The following is a 15,328-nucleotide window of genomic DNA, read 5'->3' as shown; positions in this document are numbered from 1 at the left end:
AAAAAAATGGCATGGACGCTGCTAAAGGTTGGTCGAGTGCTATCTCGTTTAACCAACCTATTTAGGAGCATACCCATGCCAACTCCATGTTATATCAGCATCGAAGGTAAAACCCAGGGCAATATCACCGCAGGTGCCTTCACCTCCGATTCCGTCGGCAACATCTTCGTACAAGGTCACGAAGACGAGATGCTGGTACAAGAGTTCCAGCACGTTGTGACTGTCCCGACCGACCCGCAATCCGGTCAGCCGGCTGGTCAGCGTGTCCACAAGCCGTTCAAGTTCACCGTTGCGCTGAACAAAGCCGTGCCGCTGATGTACAACTCCCTGGCTTCCGGCGAGATGCTGCCTAAAGTGACCCTGAAGTGGTACCGCACCTCCGTTGAAGGCAAGCAGGAGCACTTCTTCTCTACCGTGCTGACCGATGCCACCATCGTTGACATCGACTGCCAGATGCCGCACTGCCAGGACCCGGCGAAGTCTGACTTCACCCAGCTTATCCAGGTCTCCATGGCTTACCGCAAGATTGACTGGGAGCACACCGTTGCCGGTACTTCCGGTGCGGACGACTGGCGCGCGCCCATCGAGGCGTAAGCCTTGCTTCGGTACTTTGGTATTCCTTGTAAGTAGTAATGTGTCTTTGAGCCGGTTGTTCAACCGGCTTCTTGTACTGTGCATTTTCTCCAGCCTGGCCAACGGGTTGGCTGGAGCTTTTCTGTTTTGCCATCCCCCTGCCGGGGTTTGATGCCCTGCCGGTGAGTGCGGAGGGATGGCAAAGCACTAAAGGGTGTCCTGTGATGCAGACCCGAACCGCTCGTAACCTGTTAACCCCCTTATCTTTGGTGGCCCTTGCGGCACCGGAGAGGGCGGTAGCGTGGCTGCGCGGCGAGGGAGTGTATGGGCGCGAGAGTTGGCAAGGGCTCAGGCACAGCTTGGCCGTGACAAGAGGGAAAAGCCATGGCTAATCAAACCGGATTGCAATTTACCGTCAAGGTGGGAGCGTTGCCCGAGAGCACCTTCGTGGTGGCCAGTTTTCAGCTGGATGAGGGGCTGAACCGGCCGTTCAACTTGCAGTTGGAGGTGGCAAGTAGCCAGCCTGATGTTGACTTTGGCGCCGTGCTGGACCAGCCCTGCGAGCTGATGGTGTGGTACAACGGCGAGCTGCAACGCCGCGTATGCGGGGTAGTGAGCGAGTTTGCCCAAGGGGACAGCGGCTTTCGCCGCACCCGTTACAGCCTGCAAGTCAAACCGGCCCTGTGGCGGCTGGGCCTGCGCCAGAACTCCCGCATCTTCCAGGCGCAAAAGCCCGACGAAATCCTCAGTATCCTGCTGCAAGAACACGGCATTACTGACTACGCCTTTGCGCTCAAGAACGAGCACGCCCAGCGCGAATACTGCGTGCAGTATCGGGAGACCGACCTCGATTTCGTGAATCGCCTCGCAGCCGAAGAGGGGCTCTTCTACTTCCACGAGTTTGAAGCAGGCAAGCACCGCATCGTCTTTGCTGACGATGCGGCAGCCCTGACCGCCGGCCCCGAGCTATTTTTCAACCTCGGCAACCGCTCGCTGGAACAAGGTCCCTATGTGCGCCAGTTCCACTACCGCGAGGCGGTGCGCCCCTCGGATGTGGAGCTCAAGGACTACAGCTTCAAGACGCCGGCTTATGGCCTCTCCCATAAAAAGCAGGGGGCAGAGCTCGAGCATCAGCGCGATACCTACCAGCACTTCGACTATCCGGGCCGCTACAAGCAGGACCCGAGCGGCAAGGCGTTTGCACAACACCGGCTCGATGCCCTGCGCAATGACGCGGTAGCGGGCAGCGGCAAATCCAACAGCGCAGCCCTCTTGCCGGGACAAAGCTTCGCGTTGACCGAACACCCGAACGGCAGCCTCAACAGCGATTGGCAAATTGTCCATATCCGCCACACCGGTGAACAACCGCAAGCGCTGGAAGAAGAAGGTGGCAGCGGCCCTACCGTCTACCACAACGAATTTGGCGTAGTGAAGGCGAGTACCACCTGGCGCGCCCGCATCGGCAGCCCCGAGGCACCTCAGAAGCCGATGGTGGACGGCCCGCAAATTGCCATCGTGGTTGGCCCAGAAGGGGAGGAGATTTACTGCGACGAACATGGCCGGGTAAAGCTGCAGTTCCCGTGGGACCGTTACGGCAGCTCCAACGACCAGAGCTCCTGCTGGGTGCGGGTGAGCCAGGGTTGGGCCGGTGGCCAATACGGCATGATGGCGATACCGCGCATCGGCCATGAGGTTATCGTCTCATTCCTCGAAGGTGACCCCGACCAGCCTATCGTCACCGGCCGTACCTATCACGCCACCAACTGGCCGCCGTATGAGCTGCCAGCCAACAAGACTCGCACCGTGCTGCGCACCGAAACCCACCAGGGCGAGGGTTTCAACGAGCTGCGTTTTGAAGACCAGGCGGGACAGGAAGAGATTTATATCCACGGTCAGAAAGACCTGAATGTGCTGATTGAAAACGATGCGGCGTGGCACATCAAGCATGACGAGCATCGGGATATCGACAACGAGCGCGTCACCCGCATCAGAAAGGTGCCGGGCAAGGATGGCGCTCCGCCCAGCCTCGGCAATGACCACCTGACAGTTGAAGGTGAAAAACGCGACCAGATCAAGGCGGACTATTCGCTGACGGTCGATGCCTCCATGCACCAGAAGCTAGGCCAGTCGTTGCTGATTGATGCTGTACAGGAGATTCATCTCGACTCGGGCCAAAAAATTGTGTTGGAAGCCGGGTCGGAGATCACCCTGAAAGTCGGTGGCAGTTTTGTGAAGGTCGATCCAAGCGGCGTCACCTTAGTCGGCCCCACCATCAAGATGAACTCTGGCGGCAGTCCCGGCTCAGGTTCAGGTTGGGCGGGGCAAATGCCGGGGTTACCCGGTGGGGTTGAGTTACCTGCCTACACCCCGCCACTTCCATTTAAAGGGGGGAAAGCCTGCCCGCTGCTTGCCCAGCAGGAGACCGCAATGAACATCAATGAGTGTGACGAATGACGGACAAGCCTATCGCCCTTTTTGCGCAGGCAGAGCACATTGTCAGTGCTGAATCGATGACCCTGTATGCAATGCTCAATCCACTTGCACAGCCCAGTCCCGTGAGTGATTGGCACCAACAAGGCTGGGTGATGAATGCGATTCCGTTGTATGTGCAAACTCCGATGCGTTCCATCCTTCATGCCAGCCCATGGCTGGTTGAATTGCCGTGGGCAACAGCCAGTGCAGTATTGAGCTGGGCTGAGCAACAACCAGACCCATCCTGGGGTTGGCTTTATGCCAGCCGTGAGGCATGGCTTGCTCAAAAAGAACACTGGCAGCACTATTTGCGGGGAATGCTTGATGGTCAACTTAAAGCTCTTCGGTTTCATGATCCCAGACTGTTGTCCATATGGCTGTCAGCCAATGAGCCCGCCTTGTGGGCTGGCCTGCTCTCTCCTGTAGAGGCGCTCCGGCTGCCATCGGGGCAGGTATGGCTGAAAAACAGCGGCAATTTAGCGCCGAACAATGATTACCCATGGAGCGTTCCCCCATCACTGATCGATGCCTGGCATCGCAGTGAACCCGGTATCAATTCAGCAGTCATGAACTTCTCTTTGCAGTTATGGGAAGAGCGAGCTGATGACGCATCTCAATGGGATACCGAGGATTCCCCCTTCTCTGAGCGTATTCGCCCTTGGCTGACTGCGTGCGCCCAACGCGGCGATGTTATCCAGACCCTGACGCTTGATGACGCTCTGGCATGGTTAACTCAACAAGGAACCCTCACGATATGACTGCAGCCACACCTCGCACCCTTGAGGGGTGCCTTGACTGTAAAATGCTCAAGTACGAAGCTGAAATAAAGTTGGTAGACGAACTCGGTCAGCCGCTCCCCAATCTTCCGTATGTGCTTTGGGTTGGCCATGGGCCCAAAAAGATAATACGGCAAGGAAAGCAGTCCAGCGGGGATGGTGTGATTGTTGAGAAAGAGTTGCCTCCCGGCCCTCTCTATCTGATGCTGGAGGCGGATGCATTAGCCGATGTGCTGCAAGAGCCCCATCGTCACTTGCGTCTTTCTCGTAGTGACTACGGCACACCTGTCCAGCGTGAGGCAGAACAGCAAGGGCGCCTGCCTCGCTATGCCCGTTTTGGTCAGTTGGTGGACAGGCTGCCAGCGTTGTTCGAAGAGGAACAACAAAAAGAGGAGGATAAGCGCCATCCGCTCCCTCCTTACCACTTTCCACATGGAGATCCTGCCAAGGCGAGCGCAGCTCGGCGGCCACTCTATGCCTTCAGTAAAGCAGGAGCTCGCTCCATCAAGATCACCCTTGAGATCACTCCGCTGCGCGCCTGGGTGCTGATGTTGGAGCACAGCCCGGAATACAATCTGGGCAACGCTCATAACCTGGCATTGATGGCCCATTTGGCCTATGCCGGGGGTGATGTCAATGAGGCAAATACCAAGCGTGTGAAGGAAAAGCGAAAAACAAACCCCAAGTACATCCCTTCAGCCAGTGAACGGGCCCGCTCTATCACCCACTTCTTTGTTGAGCAGATGCAGGATCTCTCTCGCCTGCCTTATGGGATTAATGCCCTTAGCAAGGCGGCCTTGGTTAAAGATGTGCCTTATCGGGAACGCTATGAAACCCCTATTTTTATCGATTGCACTGAACAGGGTGAGCAGGGGGAAGCCCCCCCGAGCGACATGGTTGGTGGCTCGTACGATACCCAGTTTTTTTATGTGCAGCGCCCCGAAGAACTGATCGTCAGTTGGCGCGGCACTGCGTCACTCTCCGATGGCCTCACCGATGGTAACTTTACTCCGGTGCCGTGTCAGGAAATGAGCATCGCCAATCAAGGCAAGGCCCATCAGGGCTTTTATAACCAGTTTGCCGCGGTGCCCAAGCATCCCAAGTCCAGCATTGCCAAGGTATACACAGATATTACTACTGCAGCTAGAGGTAAAAAGCTGTTTATCTGTGGCCATTCGCTGGGGGGGGCGTTGGCGCTGCTCCATGCCGCTAGCCTCAAGGCTAGCCGCCCCTTGCTCTACACCTATGGCATGCCACGTACCCTCACCGAAAGTGCGCTGCGCGAGCTCACCTTCCCCCATTTTCGCCATCGCAACGAGAGTGATGAGGTGACGAGTGTCCCCCCCGGTCGCGGGTTTGATCACCCCGGGGCCAAGATAGTCCTGTTGGGCAAGGTCTTCTCGGTGCTTGCGTTGGGGTTGCCAGACAAGGATCCCTACGCTCATCATGGCAAGCTGGTTCACTTTGATTATACCGACACCCACTACTGGGTTGGGGCAGGGAAGCAGCGTGAAAAGGTACTGCTGACAGTGCAAACCAAGTTGCTGGTGATCCCCCATTTGGCGGTGGAGGGCAAAGCAAGCATGGATGCACAGGCAAAGGCTGCGTTGGCCAACGCCTATCCTCCCGGCGATAACCCTTCCCATGGCGGCGGTGCAAATATACATTCACACCCCAGCGGGGAATATGCCGGTTATCTGCAAAAACGTGTGTTGGGGTTGCTGGATAAGCAGCACAACTTGCCTGATCCAAACGAGGCAAAGGCTATCCAATACGGCAAGGTATTAATAGAGAAAAAAAAGTGGCTCGCGAAGGAAGTCAGCTGGCGTGAGAATGGCGCGCTACAGATCGACAACCAATTGCATCCCCTATTGCCACAGGGGCAGACTGAGCCGGAACAGTTTGCTATCACCCGCCTGTGGCAAGCGCCCCGTAAATAGAGGCCAGTATCATGAATATGAAAATAAAAGTGCTTACCCTGCTCTGCTGTTCCTTGTTAAGCGGCTGCGCCGCGCGCGCCGCCTATAACAGCCTCAAACAGGATTATAATCACCCGCCGTTGGACCCGCCGCAGCAGAACCGCTGGCTCACCATAGATGGGGTGATCCCGCCAGACGTACGTATGCAAATCGTATCAAATTACTTTTCAACCAAGGGCTGTACCCGTAACAGTGGCGATCTCGCAACATACTTTGGTCTGATTTATCCCAAATCTGGCCAATATTCGGTCAAGGTTGCCCTTGATGGCGGCACCCGCTGTGGCTGGCAGCTTGATAGCATCGAAATCTCTTCTGAGATTAACGATCCCAGCTACTATAATGCCCGCATTCCTATTGCCAGCCAATTTACCGCCTTGGAGTCTGTCGCGGGCGTTCATGCCTTTCACTTCATAGAAGCAGAGGAAGTTGGACCGATGGGCGAGGTAAACATGACCCGCCGTTATTATCCATATGCATCATTATTAGAAATAAATAAAGATAATCCTTCAAGTAAAATTAAAAGTGCATTATTCCTTTACAATTTGAACGGAGGCCGAAAGAGCGGGACCAACTTTGTTTATCGGCCCGGCACGGCTCCTACACCGCTTGGTATCATTCATTTTTCCCCCGAGGTCGATCATGAGTATCTAGTTTATAGCACCACGGAGGGAAGTAAGCTCAAGGGAAATTTCATTTATCGAGATTACTACCCCAATGGTGACATCACAGAAAATGAACCATTACGTGGCTATCGTTATTACGAAATAAAGCCAAAGAAAAAAGAGCCATGGAGGCCAATTATTCCTGATTGATTTTTTGCGATATGTTTGCGGCCAGGGGATGCGCGTTTAAATTAATTTCATCCCCTATTGCCACAGGGGCAGACTGAGCCGGAGCAGTTTGCTATCACCCGCATGTGGCAAGCACCCCGTAAATAGAGGCCAGTATCATGAATATGAAAATAAAAGTGCTTACCCTGCTCTGCTGCACCCTGTTAAGCGGCTGCATTTCGCGCGCCGCCTATAACAGCCTCAAAAAGGATTATAACCATCCGCCGTTGGACCCGCCGCAGCAGAATCGTTGGCTCACCATTGATGGGGTGATCCCGCCGGAGGTCAAAGTGACCATAGTGCCAAATTACTATTCAACCAAGGGCTGTACCCGTAACAGTGGGGATCTCGCAACATATTTTGGTCTGATTTATCCCAAATCTGGTCACTATTCGGTCCAGATCGCCCTTGATGGCGGCTCCCGCTGTGGCTGGCAGCTCGATAAAATCAATATTTCTTCAGAGATCAAGGATCCCAACTACTATAATGCCCGCATTCCTATTGTCAGCCAATTTGCTGCCTTGGAATCTGGCGCTGCCACCTATACTTTTAGTATCAAGCAACAGGAACAAGAATATCAGTCGGACGAAATCAGCAGAACACCTCGTTATTATCCTTATGCGTCTTTGCAAGAAATCGAGAAGGGGTATCCAGCGAGTTATAGTAAAAGCGTATTATGGCTTAATTCAGTTGGTATTATCAAAAATACGACCGGAGAAGTTGGGGAGCGCCAACCTGACTTTGCTTATCAACCCGGCAAGGCTCCTACCCCGCTTGGTACTATTCATTTTTCTCCCATGGTTGATCATGACTATCTGGTTTATGGCACCACGGAGGGAAGCAAGCTCAAAGGAAATTTCGTTTATCGAGATTACTACCCCAATGGGGATGTGACAGAAAACGAACCGTTACGTGACTATCGTTATTACGAAATAAAGCCAAAGAAAAAAGAGCCATGGAAGCCGATTATTCCGGATTGACCTTTCCTTATAATGGACGGTCACGATAAGGCCGAGTATGCCTATTGGCAGAAGGTCTATCAGGATCACCTGTAGCAAACCACCTGACAGGCAAGGCTAATGGCCAGGGAAGGCGCCGCATCAGCTATATGCCCATCAGGTGGCTGCGTAGCATAACGGATTAGCCCGCAATACAGCAGCACCTCATCCGTTCCTTTTTCACTCTACGAAGAATTATCTCATGACCCATCGAATCTTATGGCTGACGCTGGCGACCAGCCTGCTTGCTGCCTGCTCTTCTACTACTTCATTCACTGACGCCGAGTTATCCCAAGCCGCCACTCAGGGCAATGGCAAGGCTCAATATGAACTGGCCAGACGGCTGGCAACCCAACCCGATTACCCCAATGCCATGCACTGGATGCAGCAAGCGGCAGAGCAGTCGGGCCCTTTGGCTGCTGATCAGCAGGTCCGTGCCAATGCTGCCTGGCAGGTAGGGGAGTGGTATCAGGCTGGACTCGGTGAGCCAAAGAATCCAGCACTTGCTACTCAGTGGTGGCAGCGCTCTGCTCGCCTTGGCAACAGCAATGCCAGCTATCAGCTGGGCCTGATGTGTCAGGAGCAGCATCAGGGCAAGTTGGTCAGTGAATGCCTCGACTGGTTCGAGAAAGCCGCCAAACAGGATCATGCAGAGGCGCAATTGATCCTTGGGCAGTGGTATGCCAAGCAGCAGGGGGCGGATGAGGATGCCGTCAAGTGGTTGGAAAAAGCGGCAGAATTGGGCAATCGAGACGCTCAGTATCAGCTGGGCAAGCGCTATGAGCAGGGGAAAGGGGTGATCAAACGCCCGGATATTGCCCAGCGCTGGTTTGAGAAGGCGGCCGCCCAGCAGCAGCCGGATGCCTTGTTGTTGCTGGCTCGTCAGGCTACACCAACTGATGCTTTCGCGGCTTATCAGCGGGCTGCCAATGCGGGTTCTGCCGAAGCTGAACTATGGCTGGGTGTTGCATATCTGGCGGGAGAGCAGGTGCAAGCTGATCCTGCGTTGGGCAGATATTGGTTGGAGCTGGCTGTGACTCATGGCTCGCATGAGGCGGAGTACCAACTGAGCTTGCAACAAACAGATGGTGTAGCCAGGCAGCATTGGTTGACTCTGGCTGCGGAAGGCGGGATCACCAAGGCCAGTTTCGAGCTGGCGCAGTTGCAGCAAGAGCAGGGTGAGTTGGAGCAAGCCAGAGCCAGCTATGCCAAAGCTGCTGGACAAGGTCATACCCAGGCTCAATATGCTTATGGCGAGATGCTGCGGCAGGGTTTGGGCGGTAAAGAGGACTATGTGCTGGCACTCAAGCAGTATCGTCTGGCTGCCCAGCAGGGTGACCGGATGGCTCAATACCGTATGGGGACCATGCGTGAAGAGGGACTGGGGGCTCCGCGCAACCGGGTACATGCCTATGCCTGGTTATCTATGGCGGCAACAGAAGGGATGCCAGAAGCCGTGCAGGCTCGTGATGAGCTGGAAGCAGCGATGACCAAGCCGGAAGTCAAACAAGCGCAGAAACTCTCTGAACACTGGTTTGGCAAGATCGCCACTACCTGGCAAAAAGGCTGATAGCTTGACAGGCAAGTGGCCCTTCAGGGCCACTGTGTTATCCCATAGCCCCTGGGTTTTGAGCGAATGATGGGGCAATACGCTCACAAGCACGCCAGGGCCAAAAACGACCAAGGGGTTGGCACCATGATGATGCCAACCCCTTGTTTTATATGGCGCTCCCGACTGGAGTCGAACCAGTGGCCTGTCCCTTAGGAGGGGACCGCTCTATCCTGCTGAGCTACGGGAGCTGTGTGGCGGGCATTATACAAGAAGCAACTCCCTTTTAAACCCTTGATTCTTATTCCAATACTGCCAAATCCCCGTTCTGGATGTTAAACGGCGAATATTTGTTCTGGCTGCTGATGATGGCGCCATCGTCGAACACCTGCACCACTTCGAAGAGTCCGTCGGCCGGGTTGCGCATCATGCGCGATTTGCCGTAGGGGTCGATGAAGTCGGCGTTGTGCTGGATGCGGAACTGATCGCCGAGTTTGACGCCGTTGCGCCGCCCCAGATTGATGTAGGGGCCGCGTTCGTTCTGGCCGACTACCCGGGCGGTGACCGGGGCGCAGGTGAGTTGGGCTACCAGATCCTGAGCCGCCTGCTGCAACTGGTAGTTGACCTCCTGGCCATAGCTTGACTGCCAGAACTGGCCGCTGCTGCTGCCCACTTGCTCCCGCTTGCCAAAGGTCCAGGTGGCGCGCCCTTCGTAGACCTTGCGGTTGACCAGGCTGCCGTTGATGCCGTCAAACAGGTAGAGCTGCATGCGAAAGTTGCGTACGGGATCCTCATACCAGCTGGTCAGCTGGTTGCCCTGCGGCTCGATGGAGAGATCGTCGATGCTGCCGAGCACCAGATACTGGCTGTCGGTACGCAGGCTGAGCGCCTTGATCTCCTCGAGGGCACTGCGATCCCCCTGTTGCAGGTGAAGCGGGTCGATGCGCAGGTTTTCATCCAGCCACTGGCGCACCGCGACCCCTTGCGGCGCGTTGGCGAGAGTCTCGAACAGTCGTCGCGAGAGGTTTTCCGGCATGTCGTCCATGGCGCCGTAGCTGGCTTGGTCCGGATAGCGCATCCGCAGCCTCACCAGTGTCAAATCCTTGGCGAAGTGCTGGGTCTGGCAGATCTGGCGCTCGGCCTGAATGTCGGCCACTAGCGTGATATACATGCGGCCGTTGCGCACCTCTTCCCGCTTGAGCCGGTACTGGCGAATGTCTCCGCCGGAGCGGATCTGGATCTGCTCGGAGCGAAGGCTGCCATTTTCCAGACGCTGGACGCTGGAAACGGCCGCGCCGCTGGCCAGCAGCGCCTGACGCAGGGCGTCGCGGGTCGCCTGCTCGCGGGCATAGACCTCATCGCCCCCCAGAATGGCGGCGCTGCCCTGCGCTTCTATAAGCTCGGCTCGGGCGCTCAAGCTGGCCAGCAGCAGGGTCAACAGCAGCGGTAATTTCATAGCAGATACCTTGAGTTGGCGGGCAGCCGAGCCATTTTGAGGAAATGGCGCTTGCTGGCCGACATGGATCACAACACGTTCCAAGTGGCAGCGCACGTTGGCGCTGACGATGTCCATTAAAAAGCAAGAATCATGCCTCATTCCCGGCTCAAGCTTTGTCCGGCGCGTCCGATAATAAGTCAGGTGCAGATACAGGAAAGGTATCCATGAACAAACTCATCACGGCGTTGGCGCTCGCCCTGGCATTGACCGGGTGTGGCTCCGACCCTATCAATCGGGATCAGGGTGACCCCCGCCAGGCGGCGCAGGGGATGGAGCTCAACTGGCTGGTGGCGCGCATGACCGATCAGCTGATGGAGCGCAAATCGCTGACCACCCTGACCGAACCCATCGCGGTGGCCTCTTTCGTCGATCTCGATACCCTGCAGGATACCAACTGGATGGGGCAGCAGATTGAGGAGAGCTTTATCTACGAGCTCAACCGCCGCGGCGAGGTGGTGGTGGACTTCAAGCTGACCGGTAGCATCAAGGTGACGCCGCAGGGAGACTTCGTGCTGAGCCGCAACTATAAGGAGCTCTCTTCCCGTTTGCCGATCTCCCGCATTCTGGTCGGCACCTTCAGCCGCAATAGCAAGGGGATCCTGGTCAACGCCCGCGTTATCGACATGCGCACCAAGATGGTGGAGACCACAGCCCAGAGCCTGATCCCGCAAAAATATCTGTTCGGTGCCAACAACTCGTTTGGTCGGGCATCGATCAATCGCGGCTATCTGATGCGTGACAGTCAGGCCCGGCCGGGCGGTCATCTGGTCAACCTGACCCCGTGAGGAGCGAGTCATGAAGATCCTGTTTGGTTGCCTGTTGGCACTCTTGCTCACCGGTTGCAGCTACAACCGGGTGGTGGATTACACCCAGGGTGGCAAGCCCGATGATTTTCCGGTGCTCAAGGCGGTAGGCTATGCGGTGATCGACATCCAGCCCGGCCCCTCCCAGTCGGAGAAGATGCTGCAAGCCATTCGCGCCTCCAAGATGGATGCATATCGCGAGCTGGCCGAGCAGCTCAATGGTCAGCAGGTGCGCGGCCAGAGCAGCTATCGTGACCTGACCCAGACCTCCAACTCCCTGGATGTGTCGGTCGCCGGTGTGGTGCGTGGTGCCCGGGTGGTTGCCTCCTATCCGCGCGGCAACACCTATGCCACCGAGATGGAGCTCGATACCCGTGCCCTCTACAACATCAACCAGCTGATGGCCGGTCAGTTCTGAGTTGATGGGCTTGCCGTGAAAACCGGCATCAAAACAAAAGGCGAGCAGGGTGCTCGCCTTTTGTCGTTGTGGGCTGGTTAGCTCCCCATCAGCACCGGCGGCACTGCGGTGGGTTTCACATCCTCGCTCGGGTAGCAGCCAAGCACCTTGATATAGCGGGTGATCTTGGTCAGCTCCACCAGTGCGGCCTGCATCGCCGGGGTCTGCAGGTTGGCGGAGACATCCAGATAGAACATCTCTTCCCACGGGTTGCCCTGCACCGGACGGGATTCGAGCTTGGTCATGTTGATCTCGTGGCTGCGCAGTACCAGCAGCGCCTCGACCAGCGAACCCGGCTTCTGGGAGGTGGACATAATGAGGGTGGTCTTGGCCGGGATCTGCGGCGCCACGTCGATGGGCTTGCGCGCCACCACGATGAAGCGGCTGTAGTTCTCTTTCTGGTTGGCGAGCTGCTCGGCCAGCACGTCCAAGCCATACAGTTCACCACCGGCGGCGCTGCCGATGGCGGCGGCCTCCGGGCTGGCCAGTTCTTTCACCTTCATCATGGCACTGGAGGAGGAGTCGCAGATCTCGTGACGGGCTCCTTCCAGCTTGCTCAGATAGTGGGAGCACTGCTGGAACACCTGCGGGTGGGCATAGAAGGTTTTGATGCGACTCAGCTCGGTCGGTACGGCGGTGAGGATGCAGTGCTCGATGGGGTAGGTTAGCTCGCCGACGATGGAGAGGCTGGTGTGCTGCATCACGTCATAGACTTCGTTGATGGAGCCAGAGCTGGTGTTCTCGATGGGTAGCACGCCGAAGGCGGCGCGGCCTGACTCCACCGCATCCAGCACTTCGCGGAAGTTCTGGCAGTTCACCTCGATCACCTGATCCTTGTAGCGCGCCAGATATTTGCGGGCGGCGAGGCTGGAGTAGGAACCGCGCGGCCCCAGATAGGCGACGCTGGTCATCGGCTCCTGCTGCTCCGGGTTGAGCAGGCTCTGCAGATAGGCCTGCTGGGAGAGCACAGAGTCTTCGATGATGGTGTGATAGATGCGGGTGATGTACTGGGCGTCCAGCCCCAGCACACGCCCTTTCTGGATCAGGGCGACCAGCAGCTCCTGCTCCCGCTGGTGGTCACGAATGGGGCGCGGGTTGGCTTGCTTGGCACGGGCGACCTCGATGCTGAGGGTCTTGCGTTTCGCCAGCAGGGCAAGCAGCTCCTGATCCAACCGGGTGATGTCTTGTCTGATCTCGTCGAGCGTTGCCATGATTGTTCCCTATCCAAGTAATCGATTGATATTAATGCAAAAAAAAGCCTCCGCTAGGGGAGGCTCGATTCGTCTTTGCTTTCTGTTCACACGACGACAGGCCTTCCCTCAAGCGGGCCGGATAAACGAGAAAGCAAAGAAGAATGGTGCGTGCATAGGTGTGTCCTTGAAGTAACGTCATAACCATTAAGGGATTTGTCGGTTTGATGCAAGTAAAACTTGCCCGCGGGCGGGGATGGGGGCAGGGTATCCGGTTAATAAAATGGCGTATGAGCGATGTTCTATTGACTCTGTTTCGATGACTGAAACCCAGTGGGGGAGGTAAAGACGATGGCGATTATTTTCGATCTGGGACGGGTGGTGGTGAGCTGGGATCCGGTAGGCATAGTGCATTCGGTGCGTGGCCCGCAAGGAGCCGAAGAGTTGGCTGATCTGCTCTTTAACCACCCGGATTGGCTGGAGGTGGACAGAGGCACCATGTCGCTCCACACCATGGCCCGGGAAGCGCAAGCGCGCACCGGCCTCTCGGCGGCACAGAATCTGGCCATTTTACAGGCCGTTCCGGCCTCCCTGCAGCCAGATCCCGCTATGCTAACCCTGATAGCCGAGCTGCACGGGGCGGGGCACACCCTGTATGCCCTCTCCAACATGGGTCATGCCAGCATCGACTGGCTGGAGCAGCATCAGGATTTCTGGCGCTTCTTCAGCGGCAAGGTGGTCTCGGCGCGGGTGCGGATGATGAAGCCGGAGCCGGATATTTACCGCTATCTGCTGGTGTCGTTCGATCTGAAACCGGCAGAGTGTCTCTTCATCGATGACAGTCCCGCCAACATCGCGGCCGCCGAGGCCCTCGGTATCAGGGGGATCGTCTTTACCGACGCGGCGAGTTGCCGCCAGCAACTGGGTGAGCTGGGCTGTTTGCCCGCCACCGGCAGGGGGTGATGCCCCTCTAGGAGCACTATGGAGCATGGCCGATTTCGCAATTGGCTCAGTCACTATCCCGAGGCGACCCTGATCATCGCTTGCAAGGATGGCAGCGGTTATCAGCTCTGTGTTGAGGCAGAAGGGGAGTGCCTCTGCCTGACCGACAGCGAGGGAGGACGCCTGACCTTCACCTCACTGGATCAGGCGCAGGGTTTCTTGCGAGCCCATCGGGTTCACCAAGCAAGATTACGAATTTATGACGCCCAAAATGAAGATTTAGCAGCAGAATCACAGGAAATAATCATCAAGTTTTAATTTTAACCAGACTCTTTAAGGGTCTATTCAGTTTGTTTGCCGCACAATACTGCACCTGTTCATCATCCGGAGCTGTTTAATGGGTGCCAATGTAGTTGTACTGAATCAGGGATATGATCACTCTTTTCAAGCCAGGGAACAGCTGCTGATTGAGCGACTGGCAAGTTTTGACGAGCTGGTTGTCTCTTTTTCGGGACGGTTGGAATCCTGCTACAGCATCGAGCTGTGCCGCGCTGCCGGTGTGAAAATCCACGCAATTACCCTCGATAATCCGACCCGCAGTCGCAGCGAAGTAGCCCGTGCCCGCCGTTATTGCCAGCGTTATGGTATCGATCACTGGGTCATCAAGAGTGACGAGATCGTCTTTTGCGATCGCCTGCCAAATATTGAAGGGCTGATCGACCCGGTTCGCCGCATTGGTGAGTATGTGCAGACTCGTCCGGAGTGGACTCATCTGCCGTTGCTGGTTCCGGCAGCGGTGGAGGAGCGTGATGATTATCTTGCCCAGTTCGGGTCTCTGCCTGCCAACTCAATCTGGTTTTTTGCCGACAACGGATTGATGCGTCGCGATTATCGTTACGGCTTCAACAAGCGTCAGCTCGGTCGTTGGGGCAAGGGGAGCAATGGTTGCCTTAGCAATCGCTTCACCAATCCACGGCAGCTTGAGCAGCGTTATTTGCGAATGGTGGATCAGGCAGAGCAGATGCTGGCCGACATGGGGCTGGACGAGGCACAGGTCTTTTTCCATACCCTGTGCGACTGCTCCACCACCCTGGCCCGGGTGCGTCTGCCCGAGCATCAGCGTGCGCAGGCCTTTGATATGCAATCGGATATTTTGTCCGCCCTCAAGGGGAGCAAGTTCGATCTGGTGACCCTGGATATGGCACAGAAAGAGCGGCACGATCTCGCCATCTAGCCTGCGGGCAAGCGATGCGGGTGCCAG

Annotated in this window: 14 protein-coding genes, 1 tRNA gene and 1 other annotated feature; of the genes, 12 read left to right on the top strand and 3 right to left on the bottom strand. The window is 56.4% G+C overall.

Features of this window, described 5'->3' with window-relative positions; all coding sequences use genetic code 11:
- Positions 1-75: 75 nt before the first annotated feature.
- From hcp1 to AB5Z09_RS14240, 7 genes are all read left to right on the top strand, one after another.
- Positions 76-594, top strand: a complete 519-nt coding sequence (gene hcp1 / locus AB5Z09_RS14270) for a type VI secretion system effector Hcp1 (RefSeq protein WP_005332563.1) — start codon at positions 76-78, stop codon at positions 592-594.
- Between the two features lie 363 nt (positions 595-957).
- The gene (tssI, locus tag AB5Z09_RS14265) at positions 958-3,027 is read left to right on the top strand and encodes a type VI secretion system tip protein TssI/VgrG (protein ID WP_368195533.1); all 2,070 of its coding nucleotides are present in this window, start codon (positions 958-960) and stop codon (positions 3,025-3,027) included.
- The gene (locus tag AB5Z09_RS14260) at positions 3,024-3,803 is read left to right on the top strand and encodes a DUF4123 domain-containing protein (RefSeq protein ID WP_335841653.1); all 780 of its coding nucleotides are present in this window, start codon (positions 3,024-3,026) and stop codon (positions 3,801-3,803) included. Before tssI ends, AB5Z09_RS14260 begins: the two co-directional genes overlap by 4 nt.
- Positions 3,804-3,847: 44 nt before the next feature.
- Entirely contained in the window at positions 3,848-5,761 is a 1,914-nt protein-coding gene (locus AB5Z09_RS14255; RefSeq protein WP_368195532.1) for a lipase family protein, read from the top strand.
- A gap of 11 nt (positions 5,762-5,772) precedes the next feature.
- Positions 5,773-6,612, top strand: a complete 840-nt coding sequence (locus tag AB5Z09_RS14250; protein WP_368195531.1) for a hypothetical protein — start codon at positions 5,773-5,775, stop codon at positions 6,610-6,612.
- 137 nt (positions 6,613-6,749) lie between these two features.
- Positions 6,750-7,610, top strand: coding sequence for a hypothetical protein (locus AB5Z09_RS14245; protein WP_368195530.1), 861 nt, complete (start codon positions 6,750-6,752; stop codon positions 7,608-7,610).
- A 220-nt stretch (positions 7,611-7,830) separates the two neighbouring features.
- On the top strand, positions 7,831-9,198 hold the full coding sequence (locus AB5Z09_RS14240; RefSeq protein WP_181270214.1) for a tetratricopeptide repeat protein: 1,368 nt from the start codon (positions 7,831-7,833) through the stop codon (positions 9,196-9,198).
- A 153-nt stretch (positions 9,199-9,351) separates the two neighbouring features.
- Here the strand turns inward: AB5Z09_RS14240 and AB5Z09_RS14235 are convergent.
- Positions 9,352-9,428, bottom strand: a tRNA-Arg gene (locus tag AB5Z09_RS14235).
- 50 nt (positions 9,429-9,478) lie between these two features.
- Positions 9,479-10,633: a flagellar assembly protein FlgT gene (locus AB5Z09_RS14230; protein WP_019446850.1), complete on the bottom strand. Its 1,155-nt coding sequence runs from the start codon at positions 10,631-10,633 to the stop codon at positions 9,479-9,481.
- Positions 10,634-10,839: 206 nt separating this feature from the next.
- On the opposite strand from AB5Z09_RS14230, the gene AB5Z09_RS14225 reads away from it, so the two are divergent.
- Both AB5Z09_RS14225 and AB5Z09_RS14220 read left to right on the top strand, forming a co-directional pair.
- The gene (locus AB5Z09_RS14225; RefSeq protein ID WP_005338718.1) at positions 10,840-11,460 is read left to right on the top strand and encodes a FlgO family outer membrane protein; all 621 of its coding nucleotides are present in this window, start codon (positions 10,840-10,842) and stop codon (positions 11,458-11,460) included.
- 10 nt (positions 11,461-11,470) lie between these two features.
- Positions 11,471-11,896, top strand: coding sequence for an LPP20 family lipoprotein (locus tag AB5Z09_RS14220; protein ID WP_005349622.1), 426 nt, complete (start codon positions 11,471-11,473; stop codon positions 11,894-11,896).
- A 77-nt stretch (positions 11,897-11,973) separates the two neighbouring features.
- Here the strand turns inward: AB5Z09_RS14220 and pheA are convergent, their stop codons facing one another.
- On the bottom strand, positions 11,974-13,146 hold the full coding sequence (gene pheA, locus AB5Z09_RS14215) for a prephenate dehydratase (RefSeq protein ID WP_005343631.1): 1,173 nt from the start codon (positions 13,144-13,146) through the stop codon (positions 11,974-11,976).
- Between the two features lie 38 nt (positions 13,147-13,184).
- Positions 13,185-13,306: a sequence feature (Phe leader region), on the bottom strand.
- Positions 13,307-13,476: 170 nt separating this feature from the next.
- Here pheA and AB5Z09_RS14210 point away from each other — a divergent pair.
- The 3 genes from AB5Z09_RS14210 (at position 13,477) to AB5Z09_RS14200 (ending at position 15,301) form a co-directional block, all read left to right on the top strand.
- Positions 13,477-14,088 (top strand): HAD family hydrolase, encoded by a 612-nt coding sequence (locus AB5Z09_RS14210; protein ID WP_368195529.1) that lies wholly within the window; start codon positions 13,477-13,479, stop codon positions 14,086-14,088.
- Positions 14,089-14,106: 18 nt separating this feature from the next.
- A complete protein-coding gene (locus AB5Z09_RS14205; RefSeq protein WP_005338699.1) occupies positions 14,107-14,385 on the top strand; it encodes a DUF6482 family protein in 279 nt (92 codons plus the stop codon).
- Between the two features lie 79 nt (positions 14,386-14,464).
- On the top strand, positions 14,465-15,301 hold the full coding sequence (locus AB5Z09_RS14200; RefSeq protein ID WP_042080710.1) for a hypothetical protein: 837 nt from the start codon (positions 14,465-14,467) through the stop codon (positions 15,299-15,301).
- The last annotated feature ends 27 nt before the right edge of the window (positions 15,302-15,328 follow it).

The sequence above is a fragment of the Aeromonas sp. R2-2 genome, assembly GCF_040908355.1.
GTDB lineage: Bacteria > Pseudomonadota > Gammaproteobacteria > Enterobacterales > Aeromonadaceae > Aeromonas > Aeromonas veronii.
Note: the sequence above shows the minus strand (reverse complement) of the source record. Positions and strands in the feature narration are given on the sequence as shown.